The 15,006-nt window shown below is 63.1% G+C and carries 16 protein-coding genes; 8 read left to right on the top strand and 8 right to left on the bottom strand.

Translation table 11 applies throughout. The features are described 5' to 3' along the window. Positions 1–3: 3 nt before the first annotated feature. Positions 4–1,197: an acyl-CoA dehydrogenase family protein gene (locus tag DFR67_RS27080; protein ID WP_110472559.1), complete on the bottom strand. Its 1,194-nt coding sequence runs from the start codon at positions 1,195–1,197 to the stop codon at positions 4–6. Between the two features lie 67 nt (positions 1,198–1,264). On the opposite strand from DFR67_RS27080, the gene DFR67_RS27075 reads away from it, so the two are divergent. Next, positions 1,265–1,729, top strand: coding sequence for an FAS1-like dehydratase domain-containing protein (locus DFR67_RS27075; protein WP_110472558.1), 465 nt, complete (start codon positions 1,265–1,267; stop codon positions 1,727–1,729). Continuing rightward, positions 1,729–2,157: a MaoC family dehydratase gene (locus DFR67_RS27070; RefSeq protein ID WP_110472557.1), complete on the top strand. Its 429-nt coding sequence runs from the start codon at positions 1,729–1,731 to the stop codon at positions 2,155–2,157. Before DFR67_RS27075 ends, DFR67_RS27070 begins: the two co-directional genes overlap by 1 nt. A gap of 6 nt (positions 2,158–2,163) precedes the next feature. Here the strand turns inward: DFR67_RS27070 and DFR67_RS27065 are convergent, their stop codons facing one another. Further along, a complete protein-coding gene (locus DFR67_RS27065; RefSeq protein WP_110472556.1) occupies positions 2,164–2,967 on the bottom strand; it encodes a PaaI family thioesterase in 804 nt (267 codons plus the stop codon). A 5-nt stretch (positions 2,968–2,972) separates the two neighbouring features. Continuing rightward, positions 2,973–4,667: an AMP-binding protein gene (locus DFR67_RS27060; protein ID WP_110472555.1), complete on the bottom strand. Its 1,695-nt coding sequence runs from the start codon at positions 4,665–4,667 to the stop codon at positions 2,973–2,975. Between the two features lie 322 nt (positions 4,668–4,989). Between DFR67_RS27060 and DFR67_RS27055 the strand changes: the two genes are divergently transcribed. The 3 genes from DFR67_RS27055 (at position 4,990) to DFR67_RS27045 (ending at position 8,078) form a co-directional block, all read left to right on the top strand. Continuing rightward, complete coding sequence (locus tag DFR67_RS27055) at positions 4,990–6,444, top strand: aldehyde dehydrogenase (RefSeq protein WP_110472554.1); 1,455 nt, start codon at positions 4,990–4,992, stop codon at positions 6,442–6,444. 75 nt (positions 6,445–6,519) lie between these two features. Continuing rightward, positions 6,520–7,374, top strand: a complete 855-nt coding sequence (locus tag DFR67_RS27050) for a LuxR C-terminal-related transcriptional regulator (protein ID WP_110472553.1) — start codon at positions 6,520–6,522, stop codon at positions 7,372–7,374. After that, positions 7,371–8,078 (top strand): helix-turn-helix transcriptional regulator, encoded by a 708-nt coding sequence (locus DFR67_RS27045; RefSeq protein WP_245938192.1) that lies wholly within the window; start codon positions 7,371–7,373, stop codon positions 8,076–8,078. Before DFR67_RS27050 ends, DFR67_RS27045 begins: the two co-directional genes overlap by 4 nt. Positions 8,079–8,088: 10 nt before the next feature. On the opposite strand, the gene DFR67_RS27040 is transcribed toward DFR67_RS27045, so the two are convergent. Continuing rightward, complete coding sequence (locus DFR67_RS27040; RefSeq protein ID WP_110472552.1) at positions 8,089–8,409, bottom strand: 2Fe-2S iron-sulfur cluster-binding protein; 321 nt, start codon at positions 8,407–8,409, stop codon at positions 8,089–8,091. 240 nt (positions 8,410–8,649) lie between these two features. On the opposite strand from DFR67_RS27040, the gene DFR67_RS27035 reads away from it, so the two are divergent. From DFR67_RS27035 to DFR67_RS27025, 3 genes are read left to right on the top strand one after another with little or no spacing between them, the layout of a single operon-like run. Continuing rightward, positions 8,650–9,981: a cytochrome P450 gene (locus tag DFR67_RS27035; protein ID WP_110472551.1), complete on the top strand. Its 1,332-nt coding sequence runs from the start codon at positions 8,650–8,652 to the stop codon at positions 9,979–9,981. Then, the gene (locus tag DFR67_RS27030; protein ID WP_110472550.1) at positions 9,978–11,219 is read left to right on the top strand and encodes an NAD(P)/FAD-dependent oxidoreductase; all 1,242 of its coding nucleotides are present in this window, start codon (positions 9,978–9,980) and stop codon (positions 11,217–11,219) included. The genes DFR67_RS27035 and DFR67_RS27030 overlap by 4 nt, the downstream gene beginning before the upstream one ends. A gap of 35 nt (positions 11,220–11,254) precedes the next feature. Further along, positions 11,255–12,355, top strand: coding sequence for an NAD(P)-dependent alcohol dehydrogenase (locus DFR67_RS27025; RefSeq protein ID WP_110472549.1), 1,101 nt, complete (start codon positions 11,255–11,257; stop codon positions 12,353–12,355). A 29-nt stretch (positions 12,356–12,384) separates the two neighbouring features. On the opposite strand, the gene DFR67_RS27020 is transcribed toward DFR67_RS27025, so the two are convergent. The 4 genes from DFR67_RS27020 to DFR67_RS27005 all read right to left on the bottom strand — a co-directional run bounded on the left by DFR67_RS27020 (position 12,385) and on the right by DFR67_RS27005 (position 14,970). Beyond that, positions 12,385–13,014, bottom strand: a complete 630-nt coding sequence (locus DFR67_RS27020) for a lipase family protein (RefSeq protein WP_110472548.1) — start codon at positions 13,012–13,014, stop codon at positions 12,385–12,387. Positions 13,015–13,246: 232 nt separating this feature from the next. Beyond that, entirely contained in the window at positions 13,247–13,513 is a 267-nt protein-coding gene (locus DFR67_RS27015; RefSeq protein WP_110472547.1) for a hypothetical protein, read from the bottom strand. A 129-nt stretch (positions 13,514–13,642) separates the two neighbouring features. Beyond that, entirely contained in the window at positions 13,643–14,521 is an 879-nt protein-coding gene (locus tag DFR67_RS27010) for an HpcH/HpaI aldolase/citrate lyase family protein (RefSeq protein WP_110472546.1), read from the bottom strand. After that, positions 14,518–14,970 carry a MaoC family dehydratase gene (locus DFR67_RS27005; protein ID WP_110472545.1) on the bottom strand — a complete coding sequence of 151 codons (453 nt, stop codon included), beginning with the start codon at positions 14,968–14,970 and terminating at the stop codon, positions 14,518–14,520. Before DFR67_RS27005 ends, DFR67_RS27010 begins: the two co-directional genes overlap by 4 nt. Positions 14,971–15,006: the final 36 nt, after the last annotated feature.

Raw genomic sequence — 15,006 nt, 5'->3', positions numbered from 1 at the left:
TCCTCAGCTCCTGGGCATGCCGAGCACGCGCTCGGCGACGATGTTTCGTTGAATGAAGGTCGATCCGCCGGCGATCGCCGTACCACGGGCCTGATACGCCAACCGGAGCCAGCGCTGCTGCACAGCGTCGCCCTCCCCCGGTCCATCGTCGGCGGACAGGCCGAATTGACCACCCATATCGCTCAACTCGAGACCGAAGTCGGCGATCTCTTCGACCAACGGGCAGAAGTAGAGTTTGCCGATCGAGGTGACGGGGCCGGGCGGTGCGCCGGCTGCGGCACCGGTGATGACGCGCTGACCGATGAGGTAGTGCGTCAGAGCCCGCCCGTACAGATCCGCCAATCGCTGCCTGATCACGGGATCCTCGGCCAGCGGTGCGCCGTCCTCGTTGTCCGCGGCCTTCACCATGTCCGCAAGATCGGCCACCGCACGCGTGGTGTTGACTCGACCGGTGGCGATACCCACGCGTTCGAATGCCAACGTGCCCATGGCAACACGCCAACCGCCGTCGACCTCGCCCACCACCGCATCGTCCGGGACGAACACGTCGTCGAGGAACACCTCGTTGAATTCGGCCTCACCCAGCATGTGCTCGAGGGGGCGGACGGTGACACCGTCGGCATCCATCGGCAACAGGAAGTAGGTGATTCCCTTGTGCCGGTCACCGCCGCCAGTTCGCGCCAAAAGAATTGCATGCGATGCTATTTGAGCTCTAGATGTCCAGATCTTCTGTCCCTGGACATTCCAGCCGCCATCGACTTTCGTGGCCTTGGTCCGCAACGAGGCCAGGTCAGATCCCGATTCCGGTTCGGAGAACAACTGGCACCAGATCTCTTCGCCGCGCAAAATCGGTTCGAGATACCGCCTCTTCTGGGCATCATCTCCGAACGCGACAATCGTCGGTCCGGCGAAGTCTTCACCGATGATGTTCAGGCGCTCCGGCGCCCCACCGCGATCGAGCTCTTCGTTGAAGATCGCCCGGATCTTGGCGTCTGCGCCCCCTCCGCCGTACTCCTTTGGCCAGGACAGGCCCGCAAATCCCGCGGCGAAGAGTTTCTGCTGCCAGTCGTTCCAGAACTCACGCTTGTCTTCCAGGCGCCCGGGTTCCGGCCACGCCAGCGTCGGCAAGACCTCTGACAGCCAACCGCGTACCTTTGCCCGGAACTGCGCCTCTTCCGTTGAGTCGCTCAGATCCATCGCAACCTCCCAAGTGATTTCGGCTCAACGCTACAATAGGTCAGACCAAAAAACCAGGAGGGTTCGCATGTTCGTTCACGAGGGTCACGACGCACCTTCACCAGGCACGGTCGTCGACCGAGTCGAGTTCGATGTCGAGCGCGGAAAGATCGGTGAGTTCGCCGTGGCCACCTACGCCGGCGACCAGATCCATCGCGATGTCGACGTGGCCACCGCCGCGGGATTCGACGACGTACTCGCCACGGCAACTCACGTCGTCGTCGCCGGGCACCACCGCAATCAAAGGGAGTTCGTCGCCGCACTCGGTCTTGCCATCGAACGCGTGGTCGTCGGATCAGTCGAGTGGGAGTACGCCAGGCCGTTGGTCGCGGGTGACCACCTGATCGGGACACGGCGCATCCTCGACAACACTGTGAGACAGGGGAAGCGGGGAGGTTCGATGCGCCTGGTCACCCTGCAGACCGATTGGCTCGATTCCAGCGATCAACTCGCCGTGACACAGCGAGAAGTCTTGATCGAGAGGGGGCTGTGATGACACGCCGACCCGTCGATCTGGAGGTCGGGCAGAGCCTCGACCCGCGAACGGTAGGTCCGATCACGCAGACGGACATAGTCCGTTTCGCGGGCGCCGGGGGTGACTTCAATCCGCTTCACCACGACGGTGCCTACGCCCGGGAGTCGGGATTACCGGGCGTGATCTCGATGGGTCAAATGCAGGCCGGGATGCTCGCGGCGTGGGTGTCGGACCTGTTCCACGTCGAGCACGTCCTCGCGTTTTCCGTCAGGTTCGCCGCTCCACTGCTCATCGGCGACATCCTCGTCCTCTCTGGAACGGTCGACAACATCGTCGGGGCCGGGCCGGAAGCAGTCGCGGACCTCGCACTTTCGGGCGCTCGCGCTGATCAGGCCATCATCACCGGGCGCGCCCGGGTTCGGATCACCACGGCGTCCAGAGCCTGACAGCGGTCACGTCGTGCGAGTGGTGACCGTGGCGAGCGCACACGTTTTGCCGTGCACGTTCTCCGCGGCCACTCGGACGAGTTGCAGCGTCCGGCCGGAATGCACGACCTCGGCTCGGAAGGTCACGGCCTCCCCTGCGTCACACGGCCGCAGGAATGCCACATCGATACTGGAAAGCTCCAAGCGGGGGCCGGCCTCGAGCGCCTGCATCGCGGCCATCTCGACAACGCAGACCAGCACCCCACCATGAACGCTTCCTTTTGTGTTGGCGATCATGTCCGACGGGGGCAACTCCAGTGTTCGACTGCGATCATCGTGGTGGGCCGACCCGGCGACACCGAGGATCTCCCGGAGGGGACGATCGTCTGTCGTCCCGGCCGGGATCACCGTGGACGGCCGGACAACGGGCCGATCGGTGGCCACAAGATGTGAGCGCTGAGTCGCAACGACGAGGACCTCCCCCTTTTCGTTCGTGACCCGGCCGGTCGTCCATCCACCGCCCACATCACGTCTGAGCAGCTCACCGCGAGCGCGCAGAGTGCTGCCATCGGTGGGCGGATCGGAGAGAAAGTCCAGATGCATACCGAGACTGACCGGCCATCGACCATCTTCAGCACCGGCCGCGACCACATACCCGGTGACATCGTCGAAGACGACCGCCAGGGCGGCGCGCCCGACACGGTCACCGTCTCGAAGCCACGGCCCACTGGCCATCTCGAGTTCGCCCGTGTGCGGTCCGAGGTCGAGCGCAGTGATCCCGAACAGAGTTTCCGCCCCGGCTGGAACGAACAGATCCTTCGTTGCTGTCATCCTGCTTACGCCGACGCCACGTGTCGACGCGATCCGGCCACCGACGCCGCGGCGGTTTTGCGCAGCACGTGCTTCTGGATCTTGCCGGTCGCGGTCATCGGCAACTGGTCGACTACCTCGACGCGTTCCGGTGTCTTCTGCACTGCTACACCACGTTCGGTGAGGTAGACACGCAATTGGTCGACATCTGGGGCCGAATGGCCGTCCCTGGCGACCACGAAGCAGCAGACCCTTTCCCCGAGACGCTCATCAGGCATCCCGACAACCGCGAGGGCTGAGAGATCGGGGTGCGCAGCCAACTTGTCTTCCACCTCGCGCACACTGATGTTCATGCCGCCGCGGATGATGATGTCCTTGGTCCGGCCGGTCACTCGTACGAACCCGTCCTCATCCATGACCCCGAGGTCGCCTGACCGCGAATATCCCTCATGCGTATAGAGTTCGGCGGTCTCGGCGGGCCTGTTGAGGTACTCGATCATGTGCGAGGGGCCATGGTAGGCGATGTCTCCCTCGCTGCCGCGTGGCAACTCGACACCATCGGGATCGACCACTTTGACCGCCGTCCCGGGCAGCGCGCTTCCGTCGGAGGTGATGGCACGCCTCGGTTCATCGGTGGTCGTACATGTTGTGGTGGTGAGATTTTCACTACGCCCATAGAGACTGAGAATACTCGCCGACGGGAGCTTGGCATTCGCGTTCTCGACCACCGCGGCCGGGATCGGTGATCCCGCACAGACCCAGGCACGTAGTGACGACAGATCGGCGGCCGGGTTCGCGTCCGACGCTGCCATCAGCATCTGCAGGAACGTGGTCGCGGTGACCGACATGGTGCAGCCGTACTGCTCGATGTCGGCAAGTGCCCTGCTGGGCTCCCAATCGGCCATGATGTGCGAGGCAGCGCCACTGAGGAGCGGTATGAGCACGCTCGTGACCAGCCCTGTCGTGTGCGTGATCGGCGACGGCCCGAACTGCACATCGCTCTCGTTGTGGTCGAATGCCAGCATCAGACCCCGTGCACCCGCGGCGTACGTGTTGAAGGTGTGCAGACAGCCCTTCGGACGCGATGTCGTCCCGGAGGTGTACACCACCACGAACGGATCATCCGGATGGGTCCGAACGTCGAGTAGATCGTCGATGTCGTCGAGATCGGCTGAAACCAAGAGTTTTTCGAAGATGTCGATCGACCGACCCGCTATCGACTCACGTTCGTCCCCCTCGGACCGGACCACAACGATGAACTCGAGTACGGGATTGTCGGCCCGGATGCCCTCGTACATCGACGCATAGTCGAACCCCTTGAAGCGCGTCGCTGTGATCGCCATCTTGATCTGCGCATCACGCACCACATGACCGACCTCGTCGGCCCGGTAGATCGGCATGATCGGCACCGTGACCGCCCCGATCCGGGCCAGAGCGGCCGCGGCGATCACAAATTCCGCCCAGTTCGGGAGCTGCACCGCCACTCGATCCCCGGATCGCAGACCTTTTTGACGCAGGCCGAGTGCGAGGCGTTGGGACTGCGCGAACAGTTCGTGATACGTCACCGACGAGACACCATCGGTGACGAAGACTTTGTCCGGGACTGCCGTCGCCCGACCCCTGATCAGGTCGGTGAAGTTCTCTTCTGTCCACTGGCCGGTCGTGTAGTAGTGATCGACCTCGCTGGTGGTGTACCGACCCAGATTGCGTGCGTTGGTCATCCGCTCATTCCCTTATTCGATTACGGCAATGCTCCAGTCCATATGTCTGAAGATTAGAATGGTCGGACCTATTAATCAACCATTCTCGCTATTTTCTGCACTCCGGCCGAAGTGGCACGCGGCGCCACCCGAGCACCCGACGACTCACCGACCAGTACGAATGGGGCGAACCTCCCCCGAAAGACGTAACCGGTAGGCCAGCAGGGGTAACTTTTTTGGTCTGACCCAATTAATGGTTCGGGTCTCGTATCGTGATGAGTGACGCTGTTCACATCAGCCAGACGGGGCCTGTCACCGGAGCCCGCGACTGCGAAGGAGAACCATGACCACCATCGATTACCGCGAACTCTTCATCGACGGCGCCTGGCAACGCCCGGCGACAAGTGACCTCATCGAGGTGAGGTCACCTACCTCGGAAGCAACCATCGGCTCGGTGCCGGCGGCGTCGACTGCCGACATAGACCGGGCGGTCGGCGCTGCGCGGCGTGCTTTCGACGACCCTAAAGGTTGGGCCACCTGGCATCCGAAGCAGCGCGCCGAGGTCCTCGAGCGATTTGCCACCGAGCTCGAGAACCGGGCGGGCGAAACCGCGCGCCGCGTCACCATTCAGAACGGAATGCCGATCTGGTTGGCCGAGCAGTTCGAGGGCGGTTTCCCCCCGATCCTGCTGCGCTACTTCGCCACGATGATGCTCGATGCGCCCGAGATCGACGAACGAGCCGGAATGCTCGGCGGCACCGCGCTGGTCACCCGTCAGCCCATCGGTGTCGTTGCGGCGGTGGTTCCCTGGAACGTTCCGCAGGCGATCTCGTTTCTGAAGTTGGCCCCCGCGCTCGCCGCCGGCTGCACCGTTGTCATCAAGCCGGCGGAGGAGACTGTCCTCGACGCCTTCCTGATGGCCGAGGCCTCTGCCGCCGCCGGACTACCTGCCGGGGTCCTTAACGTCGTTCCGGGTGGCCGGGAGATCGGCGCATACCTCGTCGAACATCCTGCCATCGACAAGGTGTCGTTCACCGGGTCCACTGCCGCCGGACGCACGATCGCCGAGACCTGCGGCCGACTCCTTCGACCGGTCACCCTCGAACTCGGCGGCAAATCGGCAGCGATTCTGCTCGATGACGTCGACCTCGATGCCTCGATGGAGTCCCTGTTCGCCGTGACGTTGCTGAACAACGGACAGATCTGCTGGCTGAACACCCGGGTGTTGGCTCCGCAATCGCGGTACGGAGAGGTCGTCGACGCCATCACCGCGCTGGCTTCGTCGCTAAAGGTGGGCGACCCGTTGGAGCCGACCACTCAAATCGGCCCACTCGTGTCGGCTCGACAGCGCGAACGGGTTGAAGGGTATATCGCCAAGGGCAAGAGCGAGGGCGCCCGTTTGACCACCGGCGGCAAGCGGCCCGCAGGCACCGATACGGGCTGGTTCGTCGAACCGACGGTGTTCGCCGACCTCGACAACAACGCGACGATCGCACGGGAAGAGATATTCGGGCCCGTCTTGACGGTCATCCCCTTCAGCGACGAGAACGACGCCCTCCGTATCGCGAACGACAGCGAATACGGTCTCGGCGGCTCTGTCTGGTCGGCGGACGTCAGCCGCGCCGCCGCGGTCGCCGCCCGAGTCAAGTCCGGAACCGTTGGTGTCAACCACTATACGAACGACCCGGTCGCGCCGTTCGGTGGCATCAAGAGCAGCGGGATGGGGCGCGAACTCGGCCCCGAGGGGCTGCATGCATTCCAGCATCTGCACACGGTCTATCTACCCCCGGCGGGTTGATCATCGCTGATAGAGTGTGGCGTGGGTCACATATGACTATGAAAGCGAACCGATACCGTGCCGAGGCTGAATCGAATGGATGAGTCGCTCTCCGGGCTCCGCGAGTTCGTGACCGATCTGCGAACCGCGGACCTCGATGATTTCGCCGACACCGTCGCCAGGGGCGTCTGTGAACAGCTGGGCTTCTCGAAGTCGATGTTCTCCTGGGTCAGAGGATCGACGTGGGCGCCCGACTGCGTCTACGTCACGCCCGGACTCGGCGACCCATTCGACCAGCTTGTCCGAGCGGTCGACGGGTCGCCGGTCCCGCTCTTGCGGGCGCCGCGCGAGGCCGACCTGGTTCGATACCGTCGGCCTTATCTGCTCGGTCGTAAGCATTTCCACGTCGAGGCTTATCGCCCACTCATCGACCTGTCCGACCCGGCCGGGTACGCGGCCGCGCCGATCGTCATGGGTGACCGGACAGTTGCGATACTCCACATCGATCACCACGACGACGGGGTCGACGAAGAGGATCTCGGCCTCTTGTCGATTGCCACCCGGCTCTGCGGATCCGCCTACTCCACTCTGGTCGCCCGCAGGCGACTCGACGATCAACGGTCTGCACTCGCGGAGATGTTCGATGCAGCGTTGGCGCCCTCCGCGAAGGGACATTCGTTCTTCGCCGGCGATGCCCAATCCACCGGCGTCGGGCCCGCCCCCGATCGCGACGAACACCGCAACCGGTCGCTCACCGAACGAGAAGACACGGTACTTCGACTCGTCGCGTCGGGCGCCTCCAACAAGGCGATCGCCGGGCAGTTGTTCATCACCGAGGCGACCGTCAAGTCCCATGTACGCCGGATCTTTCGCAAGCTGCGGATCGACACCCGGGCACAGGCCGCCGTCTATTACCGCGCGCAGTCCCCCGGCTCCGCAGTTCCGGCGTGAGCCAACGCGTCTCCGCCGCACGGGTGGCGGCGGCGATCGACGCACTGACATCATCGACAACGCTGGGCGGCCTGGCACAGGCGTTGTGCGAGCGGGCCGCCGAGGTCACGAACATCGACGAGGCTGTCCTGGTCGAGCGGTCCGGCGGTGTCGATCGCCAGATCTGCCGGCACCCCACGAATCAGAGTGCCTCCCCGATGAGCACGGGCGTCACGACCTCGGCCGAAGCACTGTTGTCGAGCCGGCAACTCACAGATCTCGTGACAACGGTCGAGATCTCGACGACCGGTCCCGATGTGCGCTTGTTGATTCCCGGATCACTTGACCCCGAGCAGCACGACGTTGTCCTCCTGCTCGCCGACGTCGCATCGATCGTCATCGACAGGTTGCGGGCAGAGACCGACCTCGCCGGCCAGTCAGCTCGGATGCAATCGCTGACAGACCGCATGCATGCTCTACAACAGACTTTGTCCGGACCGCTCGAGTCGAGTCCGGACTCGAACACCTCGGGTTTCGCATTGGCTGCGGGCCTTCTCACGGACCGAGAGCGGGACATTCTCGAAACACTGCTCAGCGGCGCGTCCAATGCGGAAATTGCCGTCGAGTACACCCTGTCGATCGAAACGGTCAAAACGCACGTGAAGCACATCCTGCGCAAGATGGGTGCCAGCAACCGAGCCGAACTGATCGCCCGGTCAGGCTGACGTCCGCCTGTCACACGTCGGAATCGAGGACTTCGACATGGATTTCGTCGGCGTCGCCGCCGACGATCAGCTGACACGACAACCGCGACTCCGGTGTCGCCCCTTCCAAGAACTCCACCAGTTCGGCCTCCTCGTCCGTCGGCGGATCGAACAGAGCATTCGCCGTCGAACTCAGTAGCACATGACATGTTGCGCAAGAACAGCTTCCGCCACATTCCGCGACGATTCCAGGAAGATTGTTGCGAACCGAACCGTCCATGACACTCTGTCCAACGGGTACCTCAACCGATTGCGAACTGCCGTCGGGCAGGTGATAGATCACTGTCGCCATGCTCGTTCCTTTCCACCGGCGGCCGCCGCGGCGGGCCGCTCGGATTACTGGTTGTCGAATGTTGGAGCGTCAGAACACCGAATATGGCCATGATGCACTCGATTTCACGTATCCGGTATCACCACCGCCCCAACATCCCTCTCGCGAACACAGATTCACACCGCAGGGTGATGTGAGTCACCACCGGCGGCGGTCACACTGGGCGGAAGCAGCCTCGCACTCGAACCCAGGAGACCTGACATGACCTCGACGGTGAAGTCCCCGGTGGACGCCATCCTTCCTGAAAGCATTGCCCGCCAAGTCGTTCTGCCTGAAGGGCACAGCGATGACGACAAACTCTTCGAGGCCTACCGGTGGTTACGCGAAAACAATCCTCTAGGGCTCGCCGTTGTCGACGGATACGATCCGGTGTACCTCGTCAGCAAGCACGCAGACATCATGGAGATCGAGAGACAACCGCACATCTTCACCAACGCCGGCGGTGACGACAAGGGCTTGTTCAATCCCATACTTGCCAACTCGGCCGGAGATGAGTTCACGAAGTCCATCAACAACGGCAGCCTACGGATTCTCGAGACCCTGACCTATCTCGATCCGCCCGAGCACACCGTGGTCAAGGACATCGCGGCAGACTGGTTCCGTCCGAACAACCTCAAGCAGTGGGAAGACCGGATCCGGCTCCTGGCAGCAGAATCGGTCGATCTCCTCCTCCACACCGACGGCCACATCGACTTCGTCAAAGATTTTGCGCTGCAATACCCACTGCACGTCATCATGAGCTTGCTGGGTGTTCCGGTCGAAGACGAGCCCCGAATGATGACGCTGACACAGGAGTTCTTCGGCACCGCCGATCCGGACTCCGCCCGAGTTGACGTCGAACCACTCACACCCGACGCCGCTGCCAAACAGTGGGTGGCCACCATCGGGGATTTCTACACCTACTTCGACAAGCTGCTCGTGGACCGTCGCACACACCCCACCGACGATCTTGCATCGGTCATCGCGGGGGCAAAGGACGAAAGCGGCGAGTACTTCGCGAAGGAAGTCGCGTACGGGTATTTCATCGCGATCGCGACCGCCGGCCACGACACGACCTCATCGACGATGGCGGGCGCCATCCACGCGCTGTCGCATGATCCGGAATTACTGCAGCGCATCAAGAGTGACCTGTCGCTGGTGCCCAACCTCATCAACGAGTCCCTTCGATGGGCCTCCCCGGTCAAGCACTTCCTGCGCACCGCCCTCGAGCCCTACACGCTCCGAGGACGGGAGATCAAACGCGGGGATCGCTTCATGCTGCTCTATCAGTCGGGCAACCGCGACACCGATGTCTTCACCGACCCCGACGTGTTCGACATCGACCGTCGCCCCAACAAGCACATCGCCTTCGGCTATGGGCCGCACATGTGCATAGGACAGCACCTGGCGAAGATCGAGCTCAGGATCATGTTCGAGACGCTGCTCCCCCATCTGGAGTCGATCGCGGTGACCGGTGGCCCTCGGTTCATCCAGACGAATTTCGTCGGTGGGCTCAAGAACTTGCCCGTGCAGCTGCAGTTCACCGGCAAATGACATCCACAGAAGAACCGGTGGTCATCGTGGGAGCCGGCCACGGTGGATCCTCTCTCTGCGCGATGCTCCGCCAGGTCGGCTATGCAGGCCAGGTCACGGTAATCGGAGGCGAACCCCACCTCCCGTATCACCGGCCGCCGCTGTCGAAGAAGTTCGCCGGACCGGAGGTCCGGCAGCTGATACGTCCACCAGAGTTCTATCCGGACAACGCGATCGACATCCGAACAGGTGTCCACGCAACCGTGGTTCATCGCCAGACCCGCGAAGTGGAGCTCGACGACGGCATCCGACTTCCATACGGTCACCTGATACTCGCCACCGGCGCACGGCCCCGTGCCCTGCCGGTCGAGGGCTGGGAGGCGGACAACGTATTGACCCTTCGAACTCTCGACGATGCACACATTCTCGGGAGAACGCTGACGGCCGGCGCTCGACTTGCCGTAATCGGCGGGGGTTATGTCGGAATGGAGGTCGCCGCAGTCGCTCGGACACGAGGCGTCGATGTCACCGTGATCGAGCGAGAAGATCGAATCCTGGCTCGTGTCGCGAGCCGGGACCTCTCACACCGGTTGACCGAGTACCACAAGGCCCACGGGACCACGGTCATGGTCGGCGCCGACGTCGCCTCCATCGACGTCGCCGGCGGTAGTGCCAGAGGTGTGCGACTTCACGACGGCCGGGTCGTCGACTGCGATCTCGTCCTGGTGGGGATCGGGGCCATTCCCGACGACTCGTTGGCGGTGGCGGCCGGGATCAGCTGCCGCAACGGCATCATCGTCGACCGCGACGGCCGGACGAGTGACCCACAGATCTTCGCGATCGGAGATGTGGCGTTGCGGCCCTTGGCCGGCCGGACTGCTCTCATACGCCTGGAATCCATTCCGAACGCCACAGACCTGGCCAAGAGAACGACAGCAGCCATCGTCGGCAATGCCGCTCCGAAGGAGGAGGTTCCGTGGTTTTGGTCCGATCAGTTCGACCTGAAGCTGAAAATTGCCGGCCTGACCGAACCCGACGTCGAAATCGTCGTCAGGGACGGCAAGACGCCCGGATCCTTTGCCCTGTTCCACGTCCGGCCGGACCACACCATCGCTGCAGTCGAAGCCGCGAACGCACCCGCCGCGTTCATGGCGGGCAAGCAACTGATCGAACAGGGAACGACGATTGCCATCGACAAGCTGACCGACCCCGCCACCTCACTCCGCGACGTCGCCACGGAACGTCCCGTCGCGGTCTGAATCGTCACACCCGTAGATTTCACCGAGGAGTCACCATGAAAGCAACAGCCGCCCTGCTCACAGAAATCGGTAGCGACTTCACGTTCGCCGACATCGACATCGAGGTGCCACGCGCCGGCGAAGTCGCGGTCCAGATAGCCGCGGCAGGCCTCTGCCACACCGATCTCGCCGCCCGTGACGGTGTTCTACCGATCGGTTTCCCCGGCGTCGTCGGGCACGAGGGAGCAGGCACCGTGCTCGCTGTCGGCGAGGGTGTCACGAAAGTAGCTGTCGGCGATCGCGTCTGCCTGACCTTCAACAGCTGCGGCACCTGCGTGACGTGCAGAAACGGACGTCAGTCGTATTGCGAGAACTTCAACGAGCGAAACTACGGCGGGGTGCGAGAAGACGGCAGCAGTCCCCTCACCCAGAACGGAGAGCCGGTGTCGGGCATGTTCTTCGGCCAGTCCTCCTTCGCCACCATCGCGCTGGCCAACGAGCGGAACGTCGTGAAGATCATCGCCGATGTACCGTTCGAGATGCTCGCCCCACTGGGATGCGGGGTCCAGACCGGCGTCGGCGCGGTCACGCGTTCCCTCAAAGCGGCCAAGGGATCGGCCATCGCGATCACGGGCGCCGGCTCGGTCGGCCTGTCAGCGGTCGTCGGTGCCGTTCTGCAGGAGTGCGCCACGATCATCGTCATCGAACCGAACGGACAGCGCCGCGCGTTGGCGCTGGAACTGGGCGCGACGCATGCCGTCGACCCCGCTGCCGGTGACACGACGGCACACATCCGGGAGATCGTCGCCCGCGGCGTGGACTACGTGGTCGACACCACCGGTATCCCGGCGGTGGTCGAAAGTCTCATCGCAGCGACCGCAGTGTGTGGAACGGTCGGGTTGATCGGTGTCCCGTCCGATCCGGCCGGAACCATCGGCCTGAACATCATTGCGGCTCTGACCATCGGCCTGACAGTAAAAGGCATCATCGAAGGCGACAGTGTCCCGGACGAGTTCATCCCGGAATTGGTCGATTTGTACCAGGCCGGTCGCCTGCCCTTGGACAAACTCGTCACAACATTTCCTCGCGCCGACATCAACGCTGCGGTCAAAGCCCAGCACGCCGGTGACGTGGTCAAACCGGTGCTGGTGTTCTAGCGAGAGATATTGCCGGCCCCTATTGACATCTACGGTGGCGACCCGGCGTAAGCCGGCAACGGGGGTTCGTGAGACACCCATCCTGCGGGATCCGCGAGACCCGTTGCCAACGACGTCAGGGTCATCACGGATGAGGTGACGCCGGCGGGATCGATGTGTGGCATAAAGGTCTCGGAGCATGCGCTGTTACCGATCCGGGCGGGGTCTGCCGGTCCGCCGTGAGTCAGTGCGTCCATCACCAATCGGTAGGTGACCCCGTCGACGAGAAGTGTCCCGTGTTCCACCGGTCGGCCCGGACACAGATTCTGGACCGTCACATTGCTTGCCCCGGCGAGTCGACTCGCTCCCGGCTTTGGGAAGACGACGGTATCGAACGCCGATCCGATGGAGGTGACGGACACACCGGGCGGCAGTGCTCGATTGTCGAAAGCCTTGTGCAACTCCGAGTTCATGCGCAGCTGCCACGCGATGGGAGCACACTGACCGGGCACACACAGCGCGTCTGCAAGGGCGGTGCCGTTCATCGGTCCGGCAAGGCTGACCGCGTCGTCGGTCACCTCGGCGACCGAAGGATAGAACTTCATCACCCAGGCGATGATGAGTCCTGCCTCACTGTGCCCGACGATCGCGATCTTGCGACCCGATTGCCGGTAGGCCACCTGGGCCGCGAACGCCGTGTGGTCCGCCGATTCCGCGAATTCCGCGAGCGCCCGCTCCGGCAGATCGACTGTGCAAGTCCCGAATCCTTCTGCGTGCAGCGCCTTTTGATAGTTCCAAGACTAGACCTCGGCAGAAGTTCGCTGTCCCGTGTGTGGCGCCCTCCTCAGATCTCCTCAGATAAAGACACCATGTTCAATTTAGGGCATCACAACTGACTTTGGCAATGGCCTGTCAGCCGGCCGGGCTCGACACCTGTGGCCGCCAACCAGACTTGCGATCGCAGTATGTAATCAACTGCTCGACATCGTGCCCCGTCGCCAGGGAGGGATCGGATCGAAGGAGACCGGCGACCCGGGCATGGAACACCGTCGGGAGCACACCGAAGGTCGGGAGAATGTCCTCGTCGCCACCGCCGAATGGGGCCCACTTGACGACAAACCGCACCATCTCGAACGCGGCGTTGCCGTTGATGTACTGCCGTGACGCTTGTTTCGACATCTGCCCACCTAGATCCGATATCGGCCGACCTGTTTTGTCGACTATCCGATCAGCTGAGTATGCTGCGAGCGCAGCCAGCGAACCATCCCCCATTGGAGGGAGTGCCGCTCAGGGCACCGCGACGTCGACTCAGCCGGCGACGAGCGCGAGAACTCTCTGTGCCTGCTTCAGGTGGGGCAGATCGAGCATCTTGCCGTCAAGCGCCACCGTCCCCACGTCACCGGCGAACGCCTCGACGACCCGCTGGGCGAACTCGACCTCGTCGGCCGACGGGGTGAACGCAGCGTTGATCGTCTCCACCTGGCCTGGATGGATCGCGATCCGACCACTGAAACCCTCGGCCCTGGCCCGACGGGAGGATTCCGCTAGCCCGTCGTCGTCGCGGATATCGACATACAGTGTCTCGACTGCCTCAACGTCGGCGGCGCGAGCGCCCATCAACATCAACGACCGAACCAGTTGATAGGTGACTGCCCAGCCACCGTCCGGCCCGAGGTTCGTCGATGCGCCGAGGGCCGCACTCAAATCCTCTGCACCCCAAGTGAGCCCGTACAACCTGGCGATGTCGGCGTCGGCAAAATCGCCCAACCGGAAGGGCGCCCTCGCCGTCTCGGTGGCTACCGGCAACACCGCGACGCTCCCCGGAGTCATACCGCTCGCCGTCTCGAGCGCTTCGAGATAATGGTGCACCCGCACGACGTCGAGCGGCCCGTTGACCTTTGGGATCATGATGCCGGCGGGTTTCGCCGAGACGACGGCAGCCAGATCGGCCAGCGCATGGTCGGTGTCGATCGGATTCATCCGCACCCACAATTGGGACGTGTCCGGGCGCCCACCGTGCTCGGTGATGAACGCCGAAACCAATTCTCGAGCCACCGGCTTCCGGTTCTCGCTGACTGCGTCCTCGAGGTCGAGGATCAGCGCATCTGCGGAGGACTCGACAACTTTGCCCAGCTTCTTCTCGCTGTCGCCCGGAACGAAAAGAAATGACCGAATCGGCGTGGTCACTGCGGCTTCTTCCGCTGCAGACCTGCGCGTTTACACGAGCCGACGACCTCGTCGTGCTGGTTGTACGCCTTGTGCAGAAACACCACGATCCCCTGATAGGGACGAGATTTCGACTCCCGCAGTTCCAGCACTTCGGTGGTCACGTGAACGGTGTCGCCGTGGAAAAGTGGGTTGGGAAATCTGACCTCGTCCCAGCCCAGGTTTGCCACGGCCGTTCCCAGGGTGGTGTCCCCGACCGAGATGCCGACCATAAGTCCGAGCGTGAAAGCACTGTTCACGATCCGCTGCCCGAAATCGGTCCCCTTCATGTACTCCTCATCGAGGTGCAACTGAGCCGGGTTATGGGTCATCGCCGAGAACAACACGTTGTCGGTTTCGGTCACGGTACGTCGAATCGCGTGTTCGAAAGTCTGACCTACCGTCAATTCATCAAACCAGAGCCCTGCCATGGGGCACATCCTCTCTCGAACGTCCGTGATGTCTGC

It is taken from the genome of Williamsia limnetica, from assembly GCF_003217475.1.
Lineage (GTDB): Bacteria > Actinomycetota > Actinomycetes > Mycobacteriales > Mycobacteriaceae > Williamsia > Williamsia limnetica.
This window is presented reverse-complemented; position numbering and strand designations above follow the sequence as displayed.

What these genes read in the sequence shown, in the direction of transcription:
- DFR67_RS27080 (WP_110472559.1), bottom strand. Translation starts at nt 1,197, where the DNA reads ATGGATCTGAGCGACTCAACGGAAGAGGCGCAGTTCCGGGCAAAGGTA.
- DFR67_RS27075 (WP_110472558.1), top strand. Translation starts at nt 1,265, where the DNA reads ATGTTCGTTCACGAGGGTCACGACGCACCTTCACCAGGCACGGTCGTC.
- DFR67_RS27070 (WP_110472557.1), top strand. Translation starts at nt 1,729, where the DNA reads ATGACACGCCGACCCGTCGATCTGGAGGTCGGGCAGAGCCTCGACCCG.
- DFR67_RS27065 (WP_110472556.1), bottom strand. Translation starts at nt 2,967, where the DNA reads ATGACAGCAACGAAGGATCTGTTCGTTCCAGCCGGGGCGGAAACTCTG.
- DFR67_RS27060 (WP_110472555.1), bottom strand. Translation starts at nt 4,667, where the DNA reads ATGACCAACGCACGCAATCTGGGTCGGTACACCACCAGCGAGGTCGAT.
- DFR67_RS27055 (WP_110472554.1), top strand. Translation starts at nt 4,990, where the DNA reads ATGACCACCATCGATTACCGCGAACTCTTCATCGACGGCGCCTGGCAA.
- DFR67_RS27050 (WP_110472553.1), top strand. Translation starts at nt 6,520, where the DNA reads ATGGATGAGTCGCTCTCCGGGCTCCGCGAGTTCGTGACCGATCTGCGA.
- DFR67_RS27040 (WP_110472552.1), bottom strand. Translation starts at nt 8,409, where the DNA reads ATGGCGACAGTGATCTATCACCTGCCCGACGGCAGTTCGCAATCGGTT.
- DFR67_RS27035 (WP_110472551.1), top strand. Translation starts at nt 8,650, where the DNA reads ATGACCTCGACGGTGAAGTCCCCGGTGGACGCCATCCTTCCTGAAAGC.
- DFR67_RS27030 (WP_110472550.1), top strand. Translation starts at nt 9,978, where the DNA reads ATGACATCCACAGAAGAACCGGTGGTCATCGTGGGAGCCGGCCACGGT.
- DFR67_RS27025 (WP_110472549.1), top strand. Translation starts at nt 11,255, where the DNA reads ATGAAAGCAACAGCCGCCCTGCTCACAGAAATCGGTAGCGACTTCACG.
- DFR67_RS27015 (WP_110472547.1), bottom strand. Translation starts at nt 13,513, where the DNA reads ATGTCGAAACAAGCGTCACGGCAGTACATCAACGGCAACGCCGCGTTC.
- DFR67_RS27005 (WP_110472545.1), bottom strand. Translation starts at nt 14,970, where the DNA reads ATGGCAGGGCTCTGGTTTGATGAATTGACGGTAGGTCAGACTTTCGAA.